Here is a 20,133-nt window from a genome sequence, read left to right as displayed (position 1 = left end):
ACCCATGGAAAACGAATCTATAGAACCAAAAGACGAAAATCTAAACTTTAATACCCGAATAGATCTTCAACCATTACAAGAAGCTGTTGACGCCATACGTGCAGAAATTGCTAAAGTAATTGTAGGCCAACAAGATATGGTAGATCTTTTGGTGATTTCTATTCTAGCTAATGGCCATACACTGATTGAAGGTGTTCCGGGAGTAGCAAAAACAATTACAGCAAAACTTTTGGCAAAAACTATGGATGTAGATTTTAGTAGAATTCAGTTTACACCAGACTTGATGCCTAGTGATATTTTGGGAACTTCTATATTCAACGTAAAAACAAATGAATTTGAATATAAAAAAGGTCCAATCTTTTCTAATATTGTGTTGATTGATGAGATTAACCGTGCACCTGCAAAAACTCAGGCTGCTTTATTTGAAGTTATGGCAGAACGCCAAATTACTATTGACGGTATTCACAATAAAATGTCAGCACCATTTTTAGTTTTCGCCACACAAAACCCTATAGAACAAGAAGGTACATACAGACTTCCTGAAGCTCAGTTAGACCGTTTTCTTTTCAAAATAGAAGTAGGTTATCCAACCAATGAAGAGGAAATAGCCATTTTACTTGGTAACCACCAACGTAAAGATTTCATTGATTTCAATTTAATTCAACCTGTTTTAACAGCAGAAAAAATAACGCATTATCAAGATCTTATTAAAGAGATCGTAGTAGAAGATAATTTAATTAAATATATAGCGGCCATCATTAGCAATACGCGTAACAATGCTAATTTATATTTAGGTGCTTCTCCACGTGCTTCCATTTCTATATTGAATGCTGCAAAAGCCAATGCAGCCATTAATGCCAGAGATTTTGTTACTCCAGATGACATTAAGCGTTGTGCAAAGGCTGTTCTTAAACACCGTTTAGTATTAACTCCAGAAAGAGAAATGGAAGGTTTTACCACAGAGAAAGTTGTAAACCAAATTCTTGAAACTATTGAAATACCACGCTAGTGAAGTTTTTTAAAAACATATATTTACAAGCGCGTTTCTTTACCGCTATCATTATACTCATCATCTTATTCATGCTGGGCTATGGGTATGAAGGCATTTATAACATTGCCAAAATGCTCTTTTATGTTTTTATCGCATTATTTGTTATAGATCTCATTTTACTCTACAAACAAAAAGGAATCAACGCCAAACGTCAATTACCTGAAAAATTGAGTAATGGTGATGATAATGAAATCAGCATTACTTTAGAAAACCAATACAATTATAAGGTTGCTATAAAACTGATTGATGAACTCCCTTTTCAGTATCAAAAACGTGATTTTGAAATAGAGACTCACCTAAAGGGAAATTCTGAAAAGAAAATAACTTATAACCTTCGACCATTAGAAAGAGGCGAATATCACTTTGGAAATTTAAACCTTTACTGTAATTCTCCATTAAATCTTGTAGCAAGAAGATTTCAATTTGGTAAAGATGCTATGGTTCCCAACTATCCATCTTTTCTACAATTACGGCAATATATGTTGATGGCTTTTTCCAATCGTTTACATGAATACGGATTAAAAAAAATACGCCGAATTGGACAAACCATGGAGTTTGAACAAATTCGTGATTACATACCCGGTGACGATATACGAAACATTAACTGGAAAGCAACTGCGAAGAGAAATCAATTGATGATCAATCAATTTCAAGATGAAAAATCGCAACCGGTTTATAGCATTATAGACAAAGGTAGGGTTATGAAAATGCCATTTAATGGCCTTAGTCTTTTGGATTATGCAGTAAATGCAACCTTGGTTATTAGCAACATTGCTTTGATGAAACAAGATAAAGCAGGTATGCTTTCGTTTTCTAACAAAGTAGAAAATAAAGTTGCTGCTGAAAGAAGACCGTCACAAATGAACTTGATTCTTGAAACACTCTATAATCTTGACACCAATTTTGTAGAATCAGATTTTGCAAGATTGTATACCGAATTAAGAAGAACCATAACCCACAGAAGTTTACTACTCTTATATACCAATTTTGAAACTCTAGATGCCCTGCATAGACAATTGCCTTACTTGCTTGCTTTGGCTAAAAATCATTTGCTAGTTGTCATCTTTTTTGAAAATACCGAACTTAGAAAATTAACAGAAAAACCTGCTAGCTCCACGTTTGATATTTTTGAAAAAACCATTGCGGAAAAATTCGCTTACGAAAAGAAATTAATTGTAAACGAATTAAGAAAACACGGTATCCAAGCTATTTTAACAGCTCCTGAAAACTTAACGGTAAATACCATTAATAAATATTTAGAGATCAAAGCAAGAGGCTTATTGTAAACCTATTACAGTTCATCCCTATTAATTTACAGTTCGGTAGTTAACTATTTTATAATGATGTATTTCTATGCACTTTTGAAGTGTTCAAAGAAATTAAAACTAAAAAAACAATCATTATGAAAACACTTGCTACACTTCTATTTATCATTGTTTCTTCGGTTGCAGGATTTGCACAAACCAATGAAGGAATCTCTATCACCGCTACGGTAGAAAACGCTCATAACAACAATGGAAAAGTAATTTTTGCATTACATGATAAAAGTACCTTTATGAAAGGAAAAGGGGTAATGAATGCTACTTCCACTATCAACGATGGTGTGGCTACGGTTACTTTTGAAAATGTTACACCTGGAACCTATGCAATATTGGTGTTACACGATGAAAATGATAACGATCGAATGGATTATGCCGCTACAGGAATGCCACAAGAAGATTATGGAATGAGCAACAATATTGTGGCTTTCGGTCCGCCACAATTTATGGATGCTAAGTTTGAAGTTACCGATAAAGACCAAACATTTAACATACGATTTTAAATAGAAAACGGCTACCGAAATAGGTAGCCGTTCTCATTTTTATGTATTGGAAATTAGGTTAAATTTTCTCGTCTAACCAAGCTTTCATCATCCAAACTGTTTTTTCTTGTTCCGTGATAAAATCACTCATCATAGAATTGGTTCCTTCATCATGAGCATCATCAGAAGCTTCTAGAATTTCTCTTTCGATTTTCAATAGCTCAGTTAATGAATTCACAACTAGATTCACTGATTTTTCATCATCATGAATATTTTTACCAACAGGTACTTTAGATGCTTGTACATAATCTTCAAAAGTATGCAGTGGCGTACTTCCCAAGGTTAAGATACGTTCTGCTATTTCATCAACTTTTGTATTTGCATCGGTGTATAATTCTTCAAATTTTATGTGAAGATCAAAAAATCGTTTACCTCTAATATTCCAGTGAATCCCACGAAGATTTTGGTAATAGGTTTGAAAATTGGCTAACAAAGCGTTTAATTGTTCTGCAATTTTTTCGGTTTTAACGGAATCTAATCCCAAACTATTGTAGCTCATTTTTATATATTTTTTTTATTTCTTTTCTACTTCTTCAAATTTACGAAACATCACACCGTTTGAATATAATTTCCATTGAAAGTTCTTATAGAAACATCATTTGAAATGATTACATTTTAATAGGTATATCCCAAAAAAAAATTCAAAACTTGTTCTTGGAAAATCATATTAGCGAAAGTATTCTTCAATACAAATAATTTTTATCATAAGTTTTATCAATAGTTTTAGTAATTTTACAGACTAAATTTTTTGGAGCATGACCATTACACAATTACAATATGTTTTAGCGGTTGCCAAATACCAAAACTTTACACTGGCAGCGGAGAAAAGTTTTGTTACACAGCCTACCTTAAGTATGCAAATTCAAAAGCTAGAAGATGAGTTAGATATCTTGATCTTTGATCGTGGAAAAAAACCAATCCAATTAACAGAGGTTGGTAAAATGATTGTTGAACAAGCTAAAAATATTGTAAATGAATCTGGTAGAATCAAAGATATTGTAGAGCAACAAAAAGGATTTATTGGTGGCGAATTCAAAATTGGAATCATTCCTACGGTAATGCCAACGCTGTTGCCTATGTTTTTGAATAACTTCATTAAAAAATACAGCAAAGTTCAGTTGAAAATTGAAGAATTGAACACTGAACTTATGATTCAAAAATTATTAGATGGAAGTTTAGATGCCGGAATTGCAGCTACTCCGCTACAGCACGAACAAATTAAAGAACGTGTTTTGTATTATGAACCTTTTGTAGCCTACATTCCACAAAATCACCGCTTGTATAGCAATAGAAAAATAGACACTACAGATCTTGCCATAGAAGATATTCTCTTATTGGAAGATGGTCATTGTTTTAGAGATGGAGTAATTAATCTTTGTAAAAACGCGAAGGATTTTAATGATGAACGTTTTCAGCTTGAAAGTGGAAGTTTTGAAACCATGATTCGCTTGGCAAATGAAGGACTTGGTATGACGCTTCTACCCTATTTGCACACAACAGATTTAAAAGAAACTGAAAAATCAAATCTTCACCATTTTAACGAACCCGTACCAGCACGAGAAGTGAGTTTAATTTACCACAGAAGTGAGTTAAAATTACATATCATAGATGCTTTGCGCGAAGTGATTATGGGGGTTATTAGAGGTGCAATTGCTTTTCAGAATGTACAAATCATTAGTCCGGTTTCAAAGAAATAAATACTAATAAAATATCGAAAATTAAAAAAGCCACTTATCATAAGTGGCTTTCTTTTTTAGTTATTTAATAACAATAAACAATCTGACAGTTCGGGGTTTTGGTTGGTGAAACTCTTTAGCCACAAACGTAATTCTTCAATTTCGTAAGGTAATAACCTTTTTGCAGCTTTTTCGAGTTCACGTTTGAAGAGTACAGCATCAAAACTTACTTTAGAAAGCACAGTTTTGGTGTACTCCAACATAGCTCTGGCCATAATTGTTAGGTTTAAATGATATGCAAATTAACGTAAAATTGGTATCGAATATTACTACATAAATGTTAAAATATTAACAATTTAGTTAAAATCGATTATCCCCATCTAGCAAATTACCAATTCCACCTAAAATACTTCCTTCACCTTTATCACGGCCTCCCATTTGTGGAGCAGCCTGAAGCACTCTTCCAGCTAATCGACTAAAAGGTAACGACTGTACATAAACAACTCCCGGACCTCTTAGCGTGGCAAAAAACAATCCTTCTCCACCAAAAATACTATTTCGGATTCCTCCGATAAACTCAATATTATAATCAATGTCTTGCGTAAACCCAACAATACAACCGGTATCTACTTTCATTACTTCACCGGGAGCTAATTCTTTTCTAGCCAAAGTTCCTCCGGCATGCACAAACGCCATTCCATCTCCTTCTAGTTTTTGCATGATGAACCCTTCACCACCAAAAAGACCTCTTCCCAATTTTCTACTAAATTCTACGCCAACAGAAACACCTTTTGCTGCACATAGAAAAGCATCTTTTTGACAAATGAATTTACCTCGATAATTGGTTAAGTCAATAGGTACAATTTTCCCAGGATAAGGAGATGCAAAACTTACTTTTTTCTTACCAAAATCATTATTCAAAAAAACCGTCATAAACAAACTTTCCCCTGTAAGCATGCGTTTTCCGGCAGAAAACAGTTTTCCCATCACCCCTTGATTCTGGTTAGATCCATCTCCAAAAATGGTATCCATTTTGATTCCATTATCCATCATCATAAAAGTTCCGGCTTCGGCAACTACTGCTTCTTGAGGATCTAGTTCTATTTCCACATATTGCATTTCTTCTCCAAAAATCTCATAATCTATTTCGTGTGATGTCATAAGCTAATTTTTAAGTTATTCTATTTATTGGTAAATGAACTTTCTGTTTTGTTACAAATTATTTTTTCAGTTTAATGGTCCACACAAAAGAAAACTCAGAAACAGTATCTCCTTCCTCATCTATTCCGGTTGCATTTATGGTAAATATTTGTCCTTCTCCCGTGGCCAACGTTTGTGTTATGGCAGTCTTAATTTCATGATCATCAAAAGCTAAAAATTCAATCTTCCCTTTTGCCTTTTTATGAAATGTAGCACTATTACTAGCCACCAACATGGATATTTTTTGGTTTGAATTTTGAATCGCTTGCATAACTAAAACACCTGTAGCCAATTCTGCAGCCATTCCTTGGACAGCCCAAAACATGGATTTAAATGGGTTTTGATTAATCCATTTTAGTTTTACAGATGTTGTACATTTTTCATCAGAAATTTGTTGAACCCGAACGCCACAAAGCCAAGCAGATGGCAACTTTAGCGCTAAGAATGCATTGAACTTTTTAGGAGTAAATTCCATAATATCATATTTACAAAGTAGTCTAATTTATTAAAAATAAACGAAATGCACTCCCAAACCAACCTCTTAATTAAATGTTAAATTTAGGTACTATGTTTTGCATAATACCTTTTTTTAGATATATATTTGCATAAGAAAATAATATGCTATGGAATCATCAATCAATCAACATCACAAAAACGTAGCTACTTTTATACACATTTCTGTATTTAGTAAATACTTTATTCCGCTAGGGAATTTTATTGCTCCTATCGTACTTTGGGCTATTAACAAAGACCGAAGTGACTTTATAGACCATCATGGAAAACAAGCTTTGAATCTGCAAATAAGTATCATAGTATATCATCTACTATTGCTCCTTATTCTTGGAATTCCTTTTGCGCTTTTAAACATGGACGCATCTTGGGATATGTTTCACATTACATTTCAAAATGACAATTTTTTCTGGGATAGTTTTGATCATATCCACGGAAATATTTTTTGGCTTTTGACGGCCGGTAGTTTACTTATTTCCCTTTGGATCTACGGAATTATCTGCGCTGTTTTAGCTGCTATGAAAGCCAATGAAGGTATTTACTATAAAATTCCGTTTACGTTAAATATTATAAAATAGCATAGAGTTCATTCATCAATCAAATCAAAAATCAATCATTAATCATCAATCAATCACAAAAAATGAACAGTTTAATTACATTCAAAGATCAGGCTTATGAAAATTGAGAACACAAAGGCGCAAATGCGCAAAGGTGTTCTAGAATACTGCATCTTATCCATTCTAAAAGATGAAGACAAGTATGTTGCAGAAATTCTGGAAACCTTAAAAGGCGCTAAAATGCTGGTAGTAGAGGGTACTATTTATCCTTTACTTACCAGATTGAAAAATTCTGGATTATTAAGTTACCGTTGGGAAGAATCAACCAGCGGACCACCAAGAAAATATTATTCACTTACAGAAACAGGAAAAATATTTTTAAAAGAACTCAATACCACTTGGGAAGAACTCCAAAACGCAGTAACCATTGTAACAAGCCAAAAACAGTAACATCATGAACAAAACAATAAATATAAACTTAGGAGGCATGTTTTTTCATATAGATGAAGAAGCATTTTCAAAGTTGCAACACTATTTAAACACCATAAAACGATCGTTTTCTGATTCGCAAGGAAGGGATGAAATCATTTCTGATATTGAAGCTCGTATTGCAGAACTATTCTCAGAAAGACTGGTAAACGAGCGTCAGGTGGTTAGCATTACTGATGTGAACGAGGTGATTACCATTATGGGGCAACCAGAAGACTACATGGTAGACGAGGAAATTTTTGAAGACGAACCGGCTAAAAAAACGAAAAGTACCAAAAACAATAAGCAGCTGTTAAGAGATCCTGATAACAAATATATTTCTGGGGTTTCCTCTGGGTTGGCTTATTATTTAGGTATTGATGCATTGTGGGTTCGTCTGTTATGGATTTTGTTACTGTTTGCTAGTTTCTTTAGTATCATTTTGGTGTACATCATCTTTTGGATTGTAATGCCCGAAGCTACTACCACAGCACAAAAGCTTGCCATGCGGGGGGAGCCGGTAAACATTAGCAATATCGAGAAAAAAGTAAAAGAAGGATTTGACGATGTTACCGAGCGCGTGAAAAACGTAGATTATGAAAAAGTGGGTCGAAAAGTAAAGTCGGGTTCGCAAACGGTTTTTGAATCTATTGGAAATGTACTAGTGTCCATTCTAAAAGTCATTGGGAAATTCTTTGGAATTCTTATCATAATTGTTGCTGCGAGTACTTTGATAGGATTAATCTTGAGTCTTTTTGCGGTAGGAAGCACTAGCTTTATGCAGTTTCCTCCCATTACACACGTGCAAACGTATTTCTTAAGTGGCATCCCATTATGGTTTTTCTCACTTTGTATCTTTTTTGCTATTGGAATTCCATTTTTGTTTCTGTTTATTCTAGGTCTAAAAATTATTTTCTCTAGCATCAAATCTATTGGAAATGTAGCTAAATACAGTTTACTCGGAGTTTGGATTCTTTCTGTCTTAGGATTAATATTTTTTGGGTTGAAGAAAGCCGCGGAAACCAGTACGAGAACTACTATAAGTGAAAACTATGAGTTAAACGTTTCTCAAGACAATACGCTTACCATATTATTAAGTGACCGAAAACTGTACAATAATATTTCTAGCAGTAATGGAATTCAATATGTAGAAGTTGATGGAGAACAAAAGATTTACAAAACATCTGTTTATTTAGATATAGAACATACCCGCGATTCTGTTGGTTTTATAAGAATTTCAAAAAGATCTGAAGGTGCTAATTTAAGAGCAGCAAAAGATGCGGCAAACGACATCATATATTCTTATTCATTTAATAACAATACTTTAGAATTAAATGATTACCTTTTTACCGAGGTAGAAAATGGTTATTTTGAACAACGCATTTATGTAACGGTTTATCTTCCTACCAACACACATGTAGATTTAGATGCATCTCTAAAACGTGTATTACGTAGCGTAGATAATAATTTTGATATTTACGACAGAGATATGCCAGATTATCAATGGCTCATGGGGAAAGAGCAATTGGAATGTGTGAATTGTGACTTCCCGGAATCCGAAACTGAAGTGACGGAAGATGAAACATTGGAAGAAGACAATACCGTAATTGAAACCGATACAGATCCTGAACCTGTTTTAGAAGTTGAAAGAAGAGCTTCGGACAGTGAGTAATTTTAAAAACATCTAACTAAACTAAAAAACTCAACTACTATGGAAATTTTATCAAAACTCCTGGTAACACTTATTTTAACACTATGCCAATTGGTAATGTGGTTTTAAACTGAAAAGATAACTGCTTTGACCTCAAACGTCAAAGCAGTGGAAAACGAAAAGAGCGCAGATAGAATCTATCTGCGCTCTTTTCGTTTTGATAAGTTATAACTGTTAAATGATCATCAAACCAACAATATAAATATCGGATAATCTAAATTGAATTACTTTCCAGTTATAACAAGCTACCTTTAAAACCATATATAAAAAAAGGCGATTCAAAAGAATCGCCTTTAAAGCTGCTTAATGCTAAAATATATTATTTTGCTAATTGAGCGAAAAATGCTGCTTTCTTAGCTTCTAATTCAGCTTTTGTTGATAATGTACCAGAAATAACTCCTCTTACATCCTCATTCATGTTAATTCTGCTTCCAGATGCATCATAAACACCTAAAAGAGCTCCATCGTACATGAAAGTAGTAGCTACACCATCTAAATCAACATCTAAAGAATATTCTACAGAAGTTTCTGTTAAATCTTCAAAAGTAGTACCTAATGCAAAATCAGCGTTTGTTTCTGTTACTGTTACATCATTTTCTAAATCTACAACAGCAGTACCATCAACGTACATTTGATAAACGTCTAAATATTCTGCTGTAGAAGGAGTTGGAGGAACTAAACTACCTTCAGAATCTAAAGCAGTTAAAAATTCTACATCTAAATAGTTATCAGACACCTCAACATTAGCATCATCAATTGTTGTACCAGTGAAAGCTAATAAAGACCAGTAAGCCTTTGTAGTTCCGTTGTCATCATAACCTCCCCAGAATACTAATGCGCTATTGTTAACTGAGTAGTTAGCAGCATCATAAAAAATTGAATTTTCTTCAGCAACGGCTGCAACTTCAATAGAAATAGAAGCACTAGTTAAATTTTCATACATTGCATAAACTTCATCAGTCCCAGAAGCATCAGCTGTGTAAGTAGATCCTGAAATTGCTGTACCATTTACATAAATAGTAGAGCTACTAGTTACAGTGTTTCCTAGATCATCCATTACTGTAAATGTAAAAGTATCACCAGGAACACCTGTTGTTGCATTTGCAGAAATAGTAATCATTGTAGCACTTGCATCTTCATCATCATCTCCACAAGATGTTAATAATGCACAAGCCACTGTAAGAAATAAAAATAATTTTTTCATAATAAAATTTTAGTGGTTAATAATTCTAATGCCGCTAATGTATTACTTTTCGCAAAATTAATCACAATTTAATGTTCACAAAACATTGGTAGTCCCTCATTTTTGAAAGAAATCCATTTTTACCCTCTTATAACTGATTATGTAGAAAAAAGTAAAGGGTATCAGCAAAAATTTTAAAAATTTGCTAATACCCTTGAGAATATTTCAATAAACTAACTTAAAATTTAGTAGAAATTGCGGGTAAAGAAACTCTCTTAAATTTAAAGTCTTTTTCTTGACTAACTTTAGAACTTGTATATGAGGTATAGTCAAGAAACTCCCAAGCTCCAGTATAGTTTCCAGAGACAGTTGTTCCTTCTTCAGTTTCTATATCATAATCTAAACTCCAAGTACCTGTTAATCCATCTTCATCAATTGAAAGATCTGCTATAGTTAAATCTAAACTTTCCAAATCCATGTCGCCAGCACTATACGCTATTATTTCGGTATCCCCATAATATAAACCAGCTATATAAGCCATAGGTAATGATGACAAACTGCTATCATATACGTAAGAACCATCTCCTGGATAGGTTTCATCTGAAGATATTGCCAAATAAATATCAATTTCCTCTTCAGTCTCTGAATTGTACACAGAAGTCACCCAAATATTGTATCCATAATCACTATAATCAGCGTAGAAAATAAATAATGATGCATCTGTTGTATAGGTGCTTCCATCACTAACCACAAAACCATTATCTGGTTCTGCAGGAACAACCGTTTCAATAGTGATTGAAGTACTTGTTAAATCTTCATAAACTGCATACACTTCATAAGTACCAATAGCATCTGGAGTATAGCTTGTTCCAGAAATTGAAGTTCCATCTACGTAGAAAGTAGCTTCTGAGGTTACATCATTTCCTAGGTCGTCTTCTGCAGTAAAGGTAAATGTGCTCCCATACTCTGCACTTGTTACATCTGAACTTACAGTAATGGCTGTTGCTACCGGATCTTCATCATCGTCTCCACATGAAACTAATGAAATGGCACAAGCCATGGACAAAAAAAGAAGTAATTTTTTCATTGAAAGAAAATTAAAAATGTTGGTTAATAAATTAGGCTGCTAAAATAAATTTGGACACAGAATTCAGCCAGCTTTTTCCTCTATCTTATACTAATGCTGTAAAAAGCACTACCAACCTTCTTTTATGAAACTCAAACCGCTCATATTTATCGACGAAGCCTCACTAAACTAAAACGAAATAGTAAACTCCATAAAAAAAAGAGGCCTTTAAAAAGACCTCTTTTCTATCTAAAATGAAAAATATTTTCTACTTATGCTTCTTGATTCGCTTCTACTTCTGCCAAATAGCGCTCTGCATCTAAGGCTGCCATACAACCGGAACCAGCTGCTGTAATGGCTTGTCTGTACTCGTGATCTGCAGCATCTCCTCCTACAAAAACTCCCGGCACATTGGTTTTACCTGTACCTGGTTTGTTGATGATATAACCTGTTTCATCTAAATCAAGGTAATCTACAAACAAGTCTGTATTTGGTTTATGCCCAATAGCTACAAAGAATCCGGTTGCTGGAATTTCAGTACTTACTCCAGTTACGTTATTTTTCACTTTGATAGCACTTACCAATTGTCCGTCTCCAATAACTTCTTCTGTTTCTGTATTGAAAAGAATCTCAATATTTTCTGTTTTCTGAACACGTTCTGCCATGATTTTAGAAGCACGAAACTCGTCTCTTCTTACCAACATGGTTACTTTTTTACAAAGTTTAGAAAGATAATGAGCTTCTTCACAAGCAGAATCCCCTGCTCCAACAATCACTACATCATGATTTCTGTAGAAGAATCCGTCACAAACGGCACAAGCCGATACTCCACCACCCACTCCAAGATAATGTTGCTCAGACGGTAATCCTAAATATTTAGCTGAAGCTCCGGTACAAATGATTACGGACTTTGCATGAATCTCTTTCTTTCCGTTATCTACCCAAACTTTATGCGTTGGTCCAGAAAAGTCAACTTTAGTAACCCAACCATCTCTAATATCAGCTTCAAAACGTTTTGCTTGTTGTTCTAACTGCATCATCATTTCGGGTCCAGTAATTCCTTCAGGATAACCAGGGAAATTCTCTACATCATTAGTGGTTGTTAACTGTCCGCCCGGTTGCATTCCTCGGTACATCACAGGGTTCATGTTAGCACGCGCTGCATAAATAGCCGCTGTATACCCAGCAGGTCCCGAACCTATAATAAGACAGGTTACATTTTCTATAGTGTTTGACATCTTGTTTTACTTTTTTTTTGAATCCGAACAAAAATATTGTTTTTCATATAACTATGAAACATATCTGCTATTGAATCTGTTTATATGATGATAAACAGCCTCTACAGCATCTATTTATTCTTCAAAGTTACCAATCAATTTGTATAACAATTGGTGTAACAATTTTAACTCTTCGGTAGTCATTTTATCAAAATTTGCTACCAATTGTGTGGGGACTTCTTTGGCTTCGCACTTTAAAGATTGTCCTTTTTCCGTTAAAGAAATGAGTACACTGCGTTCATCTTCTTTAGATCGTTGACGGGTTACCAACTGCATTTCTTCCATACGTTTTACCAATGGTGTTAGCGTATTGGACTGTAAATACAATTTTTCAGACAAATAATTCAAAGGGACCTTATCTTGTTCCCACAATACCATTAACACCAGATATTGAGGATAGGTAAGCTCAAAATCTTTTAATAAAGGCTGATAACATTTCGTAATTAATCGCGAAGCCGCATACAATGGAAAACACAATTGATTATCTAACTTTTGAAAATCTACTTCCTGAAGTTCTTTCATTACAACAACTTTAAAATATCTTGCTCTATAGCTTCCGGTTTGGTAGTAGGCGCATAACGTTTCACCGGATTTCCTTCTTTATCGATGAGAAATTTAGTAAAATTCCATTTAATAGCACTACCAAAAGTACCGCCTAGTTCTTTTTTAAGGTATTTGAAGACTTCATTGGTCTCTTTCCCATTTACTTTTGATTTAGCCATCAATGGAAAAGTCACTCCAAAATTCAGCTTGCAAGTAGCTTCAACCGTATCATTAGACTCCGGTTCTTGTCCGGCAAACTGATCACAAGGAAACCCTAAAACAACCAACCCTTTATCCTGATATTTTTGATGCAATGCTTCCAAACCTTCAAACTGAGGTGCTAATCCACATTTGGTAGCTGTATTGACAATTAAAACTACTTTTCCTTTCAACGTCTCCATAGTCAACTCTTTGCCTTGTGGAGTGGTGGCTGCTAAACTATAAAAGGTACTCATATTTATAAGACTTCTAGTTGTACATCAATATTGTTACGCGTTGCATTTGAATAGGGACAAATCTCGTGAGCCTTCTCTACCAATTTCAATACTTTATCTTTTGCTAAGTCTGGAATACTTACCGCTAAGGTTACTGACAATTGAAACCCACCTTTATCATTAGGTCCTATGCCTACTTTGGCATTGGTAACGGGCTCACTTTCTAATTTGATTCCAGATTTAGAGATTATTAAATCTAGCGCACTTCCAAAACAAGCGGCATAACCCGCTGCAAAAAGCTGTTCGGGATTGGTATAGCCTTCTCCGCTTCCGCCTAGTTCTTTAGGCATTTTCACTTCAAAATCCAATACGCCGTCTGTACTTTGTACGTGTCCGTTTCTTCCGCCTGTAGAGGTGACCTCTGTTACATATAATGTTTTCATATCAACTAATTTTATAAATTGTATTCGATTATATCGTTCACGATATAAAAGTAGTGCTTTTTCTAATGCTTCCAAAACCTATATTGCTTTTAACGCTATTTTAGGATTCAAAAAACTTGCATTTTGTACTTTCGGAAACAAATTAAGGTACATGAAAGCAATTGTTATCACTGCAGCCGGTGGCCCGGAAGTATTGCAGCTCAAAGAAGTAACCACTCCCAATCCCTCTGCATCTGAAGTATTGATACAAATACATGCTATTGGCGTAAACCGAAGTGATTTGATGACACGTGAAAATCCTAGCTTTTATAAAAATATAGCAGATGATTCCTTAATTCCCGGACTCGAAGTAGCCGGAGAAGTAATAGCCGTTGGTGACTCCGTTACAACTTTTGGTATTGGCGATCGTGTATGTGCTTTGGTAAAAGGCAACGGCTATGCCGAATATATTAGTGTAGATGCCGGACTGTGCATGCCTATTCCCGAAGAATTTAGTTACGTAGAAGCAGCTTCTTTACCCGAAGCATTATGTACTATTTGGCTAAATATCTTTCAATTAGGAAAATTTAATCCTTCTCAAGAAACCTTTTTAATGCATGGCGGAACAAGTGGTGTTGGTATTTTAGCATTACAAATAGCTAAAGCAATGAGTGCTAGCGTTTATACAACCGTTGGTTCTGTAGCTAAGAAAGAATTTCTGAACAGTTTGGGAATTACCAATGTGATTCTTTACAAAGAAACTCCTTTTGAAATTGCAATACCTTCAGCCTCTATAGATGTAATTCTAGACATGGTTGGCGGTAGTTATACAATGAAAAACCTGGTGTTACTCAAAGAAAAAGGACGCTTGGTTTGTATCAACGGAATGGAAAACTTTGAGTCTACCATTGACATTGCCACCATAATGAGCAAACAATTAACCATTACTGGCAGCATGCTAAAACCACAACCACTATCTGTAAAACATCAGCTTATAAAAGAAGTACAGGAATATATATACCCTTTATTACTTGCTAAAAAAGTAGTACCAATACTATACAAATGCTTTCCATTGGCCGAAGCAGCAAAAGCGCATCAACTTATGGAAAGTAGCACACACATTGGCAAAATAGTATTAACCAATACATTTTAACTATACAGCAGCTGCTTTACTGTTTCTATTTCTTCTGATAAGAATGATGAGAGTAATCACTACCCCAGAATATGCTAAACCAGCGCCAACCCATTCTGGCGATGTATAGCCCAAACCTGCTGCAATAGGCAATCCACCCAAGAAAGCACCGATGGCATTCCCTAAGTTAAAACCTGCCTGATTGGCTGCGGAAGCTAACATTTCTGAGCCTTTAGAAGCATTGATCATTAACATCTGAATAGGTGAAGCGGTAGAAAACGCAAAGAATCCGGTTACAAATACCATGACAAGGGTAAGCACTTGAGATTCTGCAGCAAAAGACACTCCTAAGAGACAAAGTCCCATTATAGCAAGTAACACAGCAGTTGCTTTGGCTGGCGAAACCACATCGGCAAGTTTACCCCCGGCAAAGTTACCAAAAGTCATACCCAATCCTGCTAGGGCTAAAATACCCACAATGGTTAATCCGGTATCTTCAAAACCACTTACTTCTGTTAACAAAGGTGTTACATAACTGTACCAAGCAAAAAAGCCTCCTGTTCCAATAGCTGTAATTCCCAAAATTAGCCAAGGCTCTACATTTTTAAACACGCGCAAATCGTTTAACGGATTGGTTTTGGCGCGTTTTTCTAGGTTAGGCATCCAAAAATAGATAGAGGTAATAGCCAACAAGCCTACAAATGCAACCATTGCAAAAGTTAATCGCCATGAAATATTATGCCCCACATAGGTTCCTAGCGGAATACCAAAGATATTAGCTATGGTTAGCCCTCCGAGCATCATGGCTACGGCACTGGCTTCTTTACTTTTATCTACCAAACGGCTAGCTACTACTGCCCCAACACCAAAGAAAGCACCATGTGGTAAGCCCGATAGCAAGCGGGTTACCATCATTAACTCATACGAAGGCGCAAAAATAGAGAGTCCGTTAAAAACAGTAAATGCCATCATTAACGCTACTAATATTTTTTTAGGCGGAAAGTTACCCGCAATCATTACTAAGATAGGTGCCCCAATCATTACCCCTATTGCATAAGCAGAAATAAAGTGTCCGGCTTCTGGAATGGTGATGTTAAAATCTTTAGCCAAATCTGGTAAGATCCCCATCATTACAAATTCGGTTAACCCTATCCCAAAACCTCCTATAGCTAAGGAAATTAAGCTTTTCTTAAAAATCATATACGATGCTATTGCTGAAAAATGAAGCATCAAAATTAGTCCTTTCATTTGAATAGAAAGTACCAAAACTATTACAGAATTATTATTTAAGATTTTTTTAAGAAATACAACGTTGTCTTTTACACCCCATAAAGATAATGGGTATGAATTTCAGGTATTCATGTTCTAAATTGCTGACTGAAATTCACCACTTTATTTTCAGCCAATAGTTATATAAACGATTTATATACAGCAATTTTATTTCACTATCTATCCTTGTTATTCATTCCTTTGTAAATATCCACGTTACTCACAAAAGCACGATATTTAAATAATGCTACAAATACCACTCCTCCTACGGCATTTCCTAATAGGGCAATGGATTCAAAGCTCAAATAATCTCCAAGACTTACATCCGGACTTGCAATGTAACCTGAAAATACTTCAATACTACCAATAATGCTATGATGTAAACCTGTGAACGCCATGGTTGCGGTAATGATAAATATGATCATAAAACGGGTAATGGTATCTCTGGAAGAAGTGACCAGCCAAGATAGTAAGCCCATCATCCAACCAGCTAAAATAGCACTCACAAAGATCACGAACGGAGGAAATTCGGTAACGTGTTTGGCTATAGAACCCATAATGTGCGCATCAAATAAATGCAAACGTGGACCTATCCAAATTAATACCAAAGCAATAATATATCCACCAATAAGATTTCCGGCAATTACCGTTCCCCAAAGACGCAGTAAACTTCCTGTGCTACGCTTGTTGTTTAAAACCGGTAAAGTAAGTAAAGAGGTTTGTTCTGTAAATAAAATAGATTGTCCGAAGATCACCATGATGAAACCTAGCGGATATACAAGCGAAATGATTTTGAACAAGACATCTTCTGTGAAATAATCACTAAAAAAACTAAAGGTAGCGCCCATTAATAGATAACTGAAGCCTATTTCCATACCCGCAGTAAGTGAGGAAGTAAAAATACTAGCCAATTGCCTGTCATAGGTCTTTAAGCCTTCTATAATCTGTTCACGAAGAATTTCACCATGAGACTTTGCCGTATCGGTATTGCTTGATTTAGATTTTTTAATTTCCTTATCAATATTCTTCTGCTTTTTATCAGCCTCTCTTTTTTCTTGTTGTTCTTGTAATTCTTCGCTCATAGGTCGTGTAAAGTGTCTAAATTACTTCAAACCACTATCAAAAAAACATCCTTAAAGGATTATTAACACTGATCTGTTTCAAAATTAATAAAACCTTAAGGATGTCTCTACTACATATGAACGGTACTTACGCCGTTTCTTTGATAACGGACTTGCTTGGCAATACCAAAAAAGGAAATGTTATTTTATAACCAATACTATCTATCACCGAACCGGAAAACAAACGTTCCCAAAAGCTATGTTTGTTTTTGATCATCACCAACAGCCCTATATCATGGATTTTATGGTAACTGAAAATAGCTTTTTGTACGCTAGCATCATCCACTTCTTCAAAACTCATTTGCATGCCTTCAAAGTTCTGTTCCAGTGCTTTCTTGGATTGTTGTTGCGCAAAAGTCATTGGTTTGGCATCTGTTTTCACATGCAAAGCGTGCAACTTGGCTTTGTGCTTCGTGGCAATACCTTTCAACACTTCCATGTGGTAATTTTCAAAATCCACATCATAATCGGTAGCCAGCACAATATCCTTAGGGCTTTTAAAAGTAAACCCTTCCGGAATTGCCAATAACGGACATTCCGCTACTTTCATAGCACTTACGGTATAGCTTCCAAACAGAAATTCCTGTACGCCACTAGCTCCTTTGGTTCCCATAATAATAATATCTATGTGCTTTTCTTTTACAATAGCTTCTATCTCTTCATTTAAGAGATTTACTGTGCTTATTTTCTCAAAATAAAGTGGTGTTTCTGGGTGTTTCTCTTTCATTTTAGCAACAATGGCGTTTAATTCTTTTAACGAACGCTCTTTGTATACCTCATAAATGCTACTATGCAACACATTGTCTGAATCGTAAATCGTATTCAATAGATAGAAGGTACATTCTTCATACTTGTAAAGTTCCACTGCAAACTCTAATGCATTGTTTGCATTCTCTGAAAAATCGGTGGGTATTAAAACTCGTCTCATGGCTTTGTTTATTTACCTTAAAGGTACAACAAAACGCTCAAAAAGGCCAAAAAACTGTGTTAATTTACGCACACTCCAACTATAGTAGTTACCGTTATTCCGCTCCCGCCTCAATCATTTTTAAGGCGATAGCTTCGTGCTTTTTCAAATAGCTATGGGTATACATTTTTTGTACTTCGGGCGTATCAAATTCGGCTATATCTTTTGTTAGTAATGTTTGAAGCACTACAGGATGAATATAATAGGCACGAGCCGTTGCCACTGTATTTCCCAGTATTTTGGAGACACGACGTACAATGGCAGTGTCTAGTTTGCGATTAGCTCCTGCTTCACAGTATTGTTTGGCATTCTCAAACTCATCAATAGCTGTAACTGTTCCGCCCCAAGTTCTAAAATCTTTAGCCGAAAAATTGTGTCCACTGATTTCACGAATGTACTGATTAACGTCATCTGAACAAATACGATGTGTTTTGCTTCCTTCCTTGTATCTAAACACTTCGTAGCCCGGTAATTCGTTGATCTCTTTCAGTAGATTGACCAATCGTTTGTTGGTAACATCTATTTTGCGGTATTTGTTACTCTTTGCTTTGTATTCTATATGCACTTTTCCCTTCATGACATCCAAATGTTTTCTTCGGATGGTGGTGAGTCCATAGGTTTCATTTTCATTCAAATAGAAGTCATTACCAATGCGCAAGTAATTACAGTCAAGCAATTTAACGGCAAGTGCAAGCGTTTTTCGATAGGTAAAATCAGGTTCTTTTAAATCCTCATTAATCTTACGACGCATGGAAGAAAGACTGTTTCCAAAATCAAATAATTTATCAAACTTACTATGCTGGCGGTAGTTTACCCATTCGGTATGGTAAATGTACTGCTTGCGCTTTTTTAAATCATTTCCCGTAGCTTGTATGTGTCCGTTATCTTTAGGGCATATCCAAGTACTTTCCCACATGGGCGGAATGACCAACTTTTCGATACGTTGAAGCACTTCGGGCCTGCTAATAGGGTTTCGCTGCTGATCTAGGTACAGAAACTTTTTGCCCTTTTTCTTACGGGTAAAACCCGGGTCGGTATCCGATACATAGATCAACTGTGGTGGGCATTGCGTATTCATAACAATTTTTACCATAAATGTAGCTTGCAAGCATACATCCCTTGCTTAGCATTGTGGTAAAGTTGTCTTAAAAACTGTGAAGGTTATTGATCGTATGTAGGGATACAACCAAACCCAACACCTTCCCTTTCAAGTATTCAGATACTTACAAAACAAGAATCATCCCCTACTTACTCTTTCTCGTGCTCTAAACGGTACAATATTTTCTTCATTTGGGCTATTTCGCGTTCTTGTGCTTCAATGATTTCTTTCGCTAATTTCTTGGCTTCAGGATCTTCAATATCTGCTCGTTTACTTGTCATAATAGCTATGGAGTGGTGTGGTATCATTGCTTTCATCCATAGTACGTCGTTCACGGGTTTTTGTGCTCGAACCAAATACAAGGCGCCTACAAACAACACCAAACTACCACCATAAATGGCTAAATTTTTCTTTGTATTCTTGTACATTCCTAGCATTAGGGTAAGCATTATAACCGCCATACAAGCTATACCCAAACACGTCATATACAATCGGGTTAAACTGAAGTATACATGATCTAACTCATATGCATTCAAATACATAGTAATGTACATGGCTATGAACGAACATAACAACATTAATAAAA

At 35.3% G+C, this 20,133-nt stretch carries 23 protein-coding genes; 8 read left to right on the top strand and 15 right to left on the bottom strand.

All coding sequences use genetic code 11. The features are described 5' to 3' along the window. Positions 1 to 4 precede the first annotated feature (4 nt). The 3 genes from BM383_RS10485 to BM383_RS10475 all read left to right on the top strand — a co-directional run bounded on the left by BM383_RS10485 (position 5) and on the right by BM383_RS10475 (position 2,873). On the top strand, positions 5 to 1,009 hold the full coding sequence (locus tag BM383_RS10485; protein WP_093025090.1) for an AAA family ATPase: 1,005 nt from the start codon (positions 5 to 7) through the stop codon (positions 1,007 to 1,009). Continuing rightward, entirely contained in the window at positions 1,009 to 2,337 is a 1,329-nt protein-coding gene (locus BM383_RS10480; RefSeq protein ID WP_245766570.1) for a DUF58 domain-containing protein, read from the top strand. The genes BM383_RS10485 and BM383_RS10480 overlap by 1 nt, the downstream gene beginning before the upstream one ends. A gap of 116 nt (positions 2,338 to 2,453) precedes the next feature. Continuing rightward, positions 2,454 to 2,873 (top strand): DUF2141 domain-containing protein, encoded by a 420-nt coding sequence (locus BM383_RS10475; RefSeq protein WP_093025229.1) that lies wholly within the window; start codon positions 2,454 to 2,456, stop codon positions 2,871 to 2,873. A 58-nt stretch (positions 2,874 to 2,931) separates the two neighbouring features. Here BM383_RS10475 and BM383_RS10470 read toward each other — a convergent pair whose 3' ends face one another. After that, positions 2,932 to 3,411 (bottom strand): Dps family protein, encoded by a 480-nt coding sequence (locus tag BM383_RS10470; RefSeq protein ID WP_093025088.1) that lies wholly within the window; start codon positions 3,409 to 3,411, stop codon positions 2,932 to 2,934. A 256-nt stretch (positions 3,412 to 3,667) separates the two neighbouring features. On the opposite strand from BM383_RS10470, the gene BM383_RS10465 reads away from it, so the two are divergent. Further along, positions 3,668 to 4,609 (top strand): hydrogen peroxide-inducible genes activator, encoded by a 942-nt coding sequence (locus BM383_RS10465; protein WP_093025087.1) that lies wholly within the window; start codon positions 3,668 to 3,670, stop codon positions 4,607 to 4,609. Between the two features lie 56 nt (positions 4,610 to 4,665). Here the strand turns inward: BM383_RS10465 and BM383_RS10460 are convergent, their stop codons facing one another. From BM383_RS10460 to BM383_RS10450, 3 genes are all read right to left on the bottom strand, one after another. Then, positions 4,666 to 4,863, bottom strand: coding sequence for a hypothetical protein (locus tag BM383_RS10460; protein WP_093025086.1), 198 nt, complete (start codon positions 4,861 to 4,863; stop codon positions 4,666 to 4,668). Between the two features lie 85 nt (positions 4,864 to 4,948). Then, a complete protein-coding gene (locus BM383_RS10455; RefSeq protein WP_093025085.1) occupies positions 4,949 to 5,749 on the bottom strand; it encodes a TIGR00266 family protein in 801 nt (266 codons plus the stop codon). A 58-nt stretch (positions 5,750 to 5,807) separates the two neighbouring features. After that, the gene (locus BM383_RS10450; RefSeq protein ID WP_093025084.1) at positions 5,808 to 6,263 is read right to left on the bottom strand and encodes a DUF4442 domain-containing protein; all 456 of its coding nucleotides are present in this window, start codon (positions 6,261 to 6,263) and stop codon (positions 5,808 to 5,810) included. A 148-nt stretch (positions 6,264 to 6,411) separates the two neighbouring features. Between BM383_RS10450 and BM383_RS10445 the strand changes: the two genes are divergently transcribed. From BM383_RS10445 to BM383_RS10435, 3 genes are all read left to right on the top strand, one after another. After that, positions 6,412 to 6,876, top strand: a complete 465-nt coding sequence (locus tag BM383_RS10445) for a DUF4870 domain-containing protein (protein ID WP_093025083.1) — start codon at positions 6,412 to 6,414, stop codon at positions 6,874 to 6,876. A gap of 96 nt (positions 6,877 to 6,972) precedes the next feature. Continuing rightward, positions 6,973 to 7,305: a PadR family transcriptional regulator gene (locus tag BM383_RS10440; protein ID WP_093025082.1), complete on the top strand. Its 333-nt coding sequence runs from the start codon at positions 6,973 to 6,975 to the stop codon at positions 7,303 to 7,305. A gap of 4 nt (positions 7,306 to 7,309) precedes the next feature. Continuing rightward, positions 7,310 to 8,995 carry a PspC domain-containing protein gene (locus BM383_RS10435; RefSeq protein WP_093025081.1) on the top strand — a complete coding sequence of 562 codons (1,686 nt, stop codon included), beginning with the start codon at positions 7,310 to 7,312 and terminating at the stop codon, positions 8,993 to 8,995. A 358-nt stretch (positions 8,996 to 9,353) separates the two neighbouring features. Here the strand turns inward: BM383_RS10435 and BM383_RS10430 are convergent, their stop codons facing one another. The 6 genes from BM383_RS10430 to BM383_RS10405 all read right to left on the bottom strand — a co-directional run bounded on the left by BM383_RS10430 (position 9,354) and on the right by BM383_RS10405 (position 13,980). Further along, positions 9,354 to 10,238, bottom strand: coding sequence for a hypothetical protein (locus BM383_RS10430; protein WP_093025080.1), 885 nt, complete (start codon positions 10,236 to 10,238; stop codon positions 9,354 to 9,356). Positions 10,239 to 10,455: 217 nt separating this feature from the next. Further along, positions 10,456 to 11,304: a hypothetical protein gene (locus BM383_RS10425; protein WP_093025079.1), complete on the bottom strand. Its 849-nt coding sequence runs from the start codon at positions 11,302 to 11,304 to the stop codon at positions 10,456 to 10,458. A 251-nt stretch (positions 11,305 to 11,555) separates the two neighbouring features. Beyond that, the gene (gene trxB, locus BM383_RS10420; protein WP_093025078.1) at positions 11,556 to 12,521 is read right to left on the bottom strand and encodes a thioredoxin-disulfide reductase; all 966 of its coding nucleotides are present in this window, start codon (positions 12,519 to 12,521) and stop codon (positions 11,556 to 11,558) included. Between the two features lie 114 nt (positions 12,522 to 12,635). Next, positions 12,636 to 13,082, bottom strand: a complete 447-nt coding sequence (locus tag BM383_RS10415; RefSeq protein WP_093025077.1) for a MarR family winged helix-turn-helix transcriptional regulator — start codon at positions 13,080 to 13,082, stop codon at positions 12,636 to 12,638. Next, positions 13,082 to 13,558: a glutathione peroxidase gene (locus tag BM383_RS10410; RefSeq protein ID WP_093025076.1), complete on the bottom strand. Its 477-nt coding sequence runs from the start codon at positions 13,556 to 13,558 to the stop codon at positions 13,082 to 13,084. The genes BM383_RS10415 and BM383_RS10410 overlap by 1 nt, the downstream gene beginning before the upstream one ends. A 2-nt stretch (positions 13,559 to 13,560) precedes the next feature. Then, the gene (locus tag BM383_RS10405; RefSeq protein ID WP_093025075.1) at positions 13,561 to 13,980 is read right to left on the bottom strand and encodes an organic hydroperoxide resistance protein; all 420 of its coding nucleotides are present in this window, start codon (positions 13,978 to 13,980) and stop codon (positions 13,561 to 13,563) included. Positions 13,981 to 14,131: 151 nt separating this feature from the next. On the opposite strand from BM383_RS10405, the gene BM383_RS10400 reads away from it, so the two are divergent. Continuing rightward, positions 14,132 to 15,112 carry an NAD(P)H-quinone oxidoreductase gene (locus BM383_RS10400; RefSeq protein ID WP_093025228.1) on the top strand — a complete coding sequence of 327 codons (981 nt, stop codon included), beginning with the start codon at positions 14,132 to 14,134 and terminating at the stop codon, positions 15,110 to 15,112. Here the strand turns inward: BM383_RS10400 and BM383_RS10395 are convergent, their stop codons facing one another. The 5 genes from BM383_RS10395 to BM383_RS10375 all read right to left on the bottom strand — a co-directional run bounded on the left by BM383_RS10395 (position 15,113) and on the right by BM383_RS10375 (position 20,125). Beyond that, positions 15,113 to 16,339, bottom strand: coding sequence for an MFS transporter (locus tag BM383_RS10395; protein ID WP_245766569.1), 1,227 nt, complete (start codon positions 16,337 to 16,339; stop codon positions 15,113 to 15,115). Between the two features lie 197 nt (positions 16,340 to 16,536). Then, entirely contained in the window at positions 16,537 to 17,442 is a 906-nt protein-coding gene (locus BM383_RS10390; protein ID WP_093025074.1) for a formate/nitrite transporter family protein, read from the bottom strand. 127 nt (positions 17,443 to 17,569) lie between these two features. Next, on the bottom strand, positions 17,570 to 18,409 hold the full coding sequence (locus BM383_RS10385; RefSeq protein ID WP_093025073.1) for a universal stress protein: 840 nt from the start codon (positions 18,407 to 18,409) through the stop codon (positions 17,570 to 17,572). A 94-nt stretch (positions 18,410 to 18,503) separates the two neighbouring features. Continuing rightward, positions 18,504 to 19,526, bottom strand: a complete 1,023-nt coding sequence (locus tag BM383_RS10380) for a DNA topoisomerase IB (protein WP_093025226.1) — start codon at positions 19,524 to 19,526, stop codon at positions 18,504 to 18,506. A 170-nt stretch (positions 19,527 to 19,696) separates the two neighbouring features. Then, positions 19,697 to 20,125, bottom strand: coding sequence for a DUF305 domain-containing protein (locus tag BM383_RS10375; RefSeq protein ID WP_093025225.1), 429 nt, complete (start codon positions 20,123 to 20,125; stop codon positions 19,697 to 19,699). Positions 20,126 to 20,133 lie beyond the last annotated feature (8 nt).

Source organism: Pustulibacterium marinum, from assembly GCF_900116665.1.
GTDB classification, from domain to species: domain Bacteria; phylum Bacteroidota; class Bacteroidia; order Flavobacteriales; family Flavobacteriaceae; genus Pustulibacterium; species Pustulibacterium marinum.
This window is presented reverse-complemented; position numbering and strand designations above follow the sequence as displayed.

Excerpts from the sequence above, each read along its gene's own strand:
- BM383_RS10440 (WP_093025082.1), top strand. The coding sequence starts at position 6,973 with ATGAAAATTGAGAACACAAAGGCGCAAATGCGCAAAGGTGTTCTAGAA.
- BM383_RS10380 (WP_093025226.1), bottom strand. The coding sequence starts at position 19,526 with ATGAATACGCAATGCCCACCACAGTTGATCTATGTATCGGATACCGAC.
- BM383_RS10460 (WP_093025086.1), bottom strand. The coding sequence starts at position 4,863 with ATGGCCAGAGCTATGTTGGAGTACACCAAAACTGTGCTTTCTAAAGTA.
- BM383_RS10415 (WP_093025077.1), bottom strand. The coding sequence starts at position 13,082 with ATGAAAGAACTTCAGGAAGTAGATTTTCAAAAGTTAGATAATCAATTG.
- BM383_RS10385 (WP_093025073.1), bottom strand. The coding sequence starts at position 18,409 with ATGAGACGAGTTTTAATACCCACCGATTTTTCAGAGAATGCAAACAAT.
- BM383_RS10425 (WP_093025079.1), bottom strand. The coding sequence starts at position 11,304 with ATGAAAAAATTACTTCTTTTTTTGTCCATGGCTTGTGCCATTTCATTA.
- BM383_RS10475 (WP_093025229.1), top strand. The coding sequence starts at position 2,454 with ATGAAAACACTTGCTACACTTCTATTTATCATTGTTTCTTCGGTTGCA.
- BM383_RS10455 (WP_093025085.1), bottom strand. The coding sequence starts at position 5,749 with ATGACATCACACGAAATAGATTATGAGATTTTTGGAGAAGAAATGCAA.
- BM383_RS10395 (WP_245766569.1), bottom strand. The coding sequence starts at position 16,339 with ATGAAAGGACTAATTTTGATGCTTCATTTTTCAGCAATAGCATCGTAT.
- BM383_RS10465 (WP_093025087.1), top strand. The coding sequence starts at position 3,668 with ATGACCATTACACAATTACAATATGTTTTAGCGGTTGCCAAATACCAA.
- BM383_RS10410 (WP_093025076.1), bottom strand. The coding sequence starts at position 13,558 with ATGAGTACCTTTTATAGTTTAGCAGCCACCACTCCACAAGGCAAAGAG.
- trxB (WP_093025078.1), bottom strand. The coding sequence starts at position 12,521 with ATGTCAAACACTATAGAAAATGTAACCTGTCTTATTATAGGTTCGGGA.
- BM383_RS10430 (WP_093025080.1), bottom strand. The coding sequence starts at position 10,238 with ATGAAAAAATTATTTTTATTTCTTACAGTGGCTTGTGCATTATTAACA.
- BM383_RS10450 (WP_093025084.1), bottom strand. The coding sequence starts at position 6,263 with ATGGAATTTACTCCTAAAAAGTTCAATGCATTCTTAGCGCTAAAGTTG.
- BM383_RS10485 (WP_093025090.1), top strand. The coding sequence starts at position 5 with ATGGAAAACGAATCTATAGAACCAAAAGACGAAAATCTAAACTTTAAT.
- BM383_RS10400 (WP_093025228.1), top strand. The coding sequence starts at position 14,132 with ATGAAAGCAATTGTTATCACTGCAGCCGGTGGCCCGGAAGTATTGCAG.
- BM383_RS10445 (WP_093025083.1), top strand. The coding sequence starts at position 6,412 with ATGGAATCATCAATCAATCAACATCACAAAAACGTAGCTACTTTTATA.
- BM383_RS10470 (WP_093025088.1), bottom strand. The coding sequence starts at position 3,411 with ATGAGCTACAATAGTTTGGGATTAGATTCCGTTAAAACCGAAAAAATT.
- BM383_RS10405 (WP_093025075.1), bottom strand. The coding sequence starts at position 13,980 with ATGAAAACATTATATGTAACAGAGGTCACCTCTACAGGCGGAAGAAAC.
- BM383_RS10375 (WP_093025225.1), bottom strand. The coding sequence starts at position 20,125 with ATGTTGTTATGTTCGTTCATAGCCATGTACATTACTATGTATTTGAAT.
- BM383_RS10390 (WP_093025074.1), bottom strand. The coding sequence starts at position 17,442 with ATGAGCGAAGAATTACAAGAACAACAAGAAAAAAGAGAGGCTGATAAA.
- BM383_RS10435 (WP_093025081.1), top strand. The coding sequence starts at position 7,310 with ATGAACAAAACAATAAATATAAACTTAGGAGGCATGTTTTTTCATATA.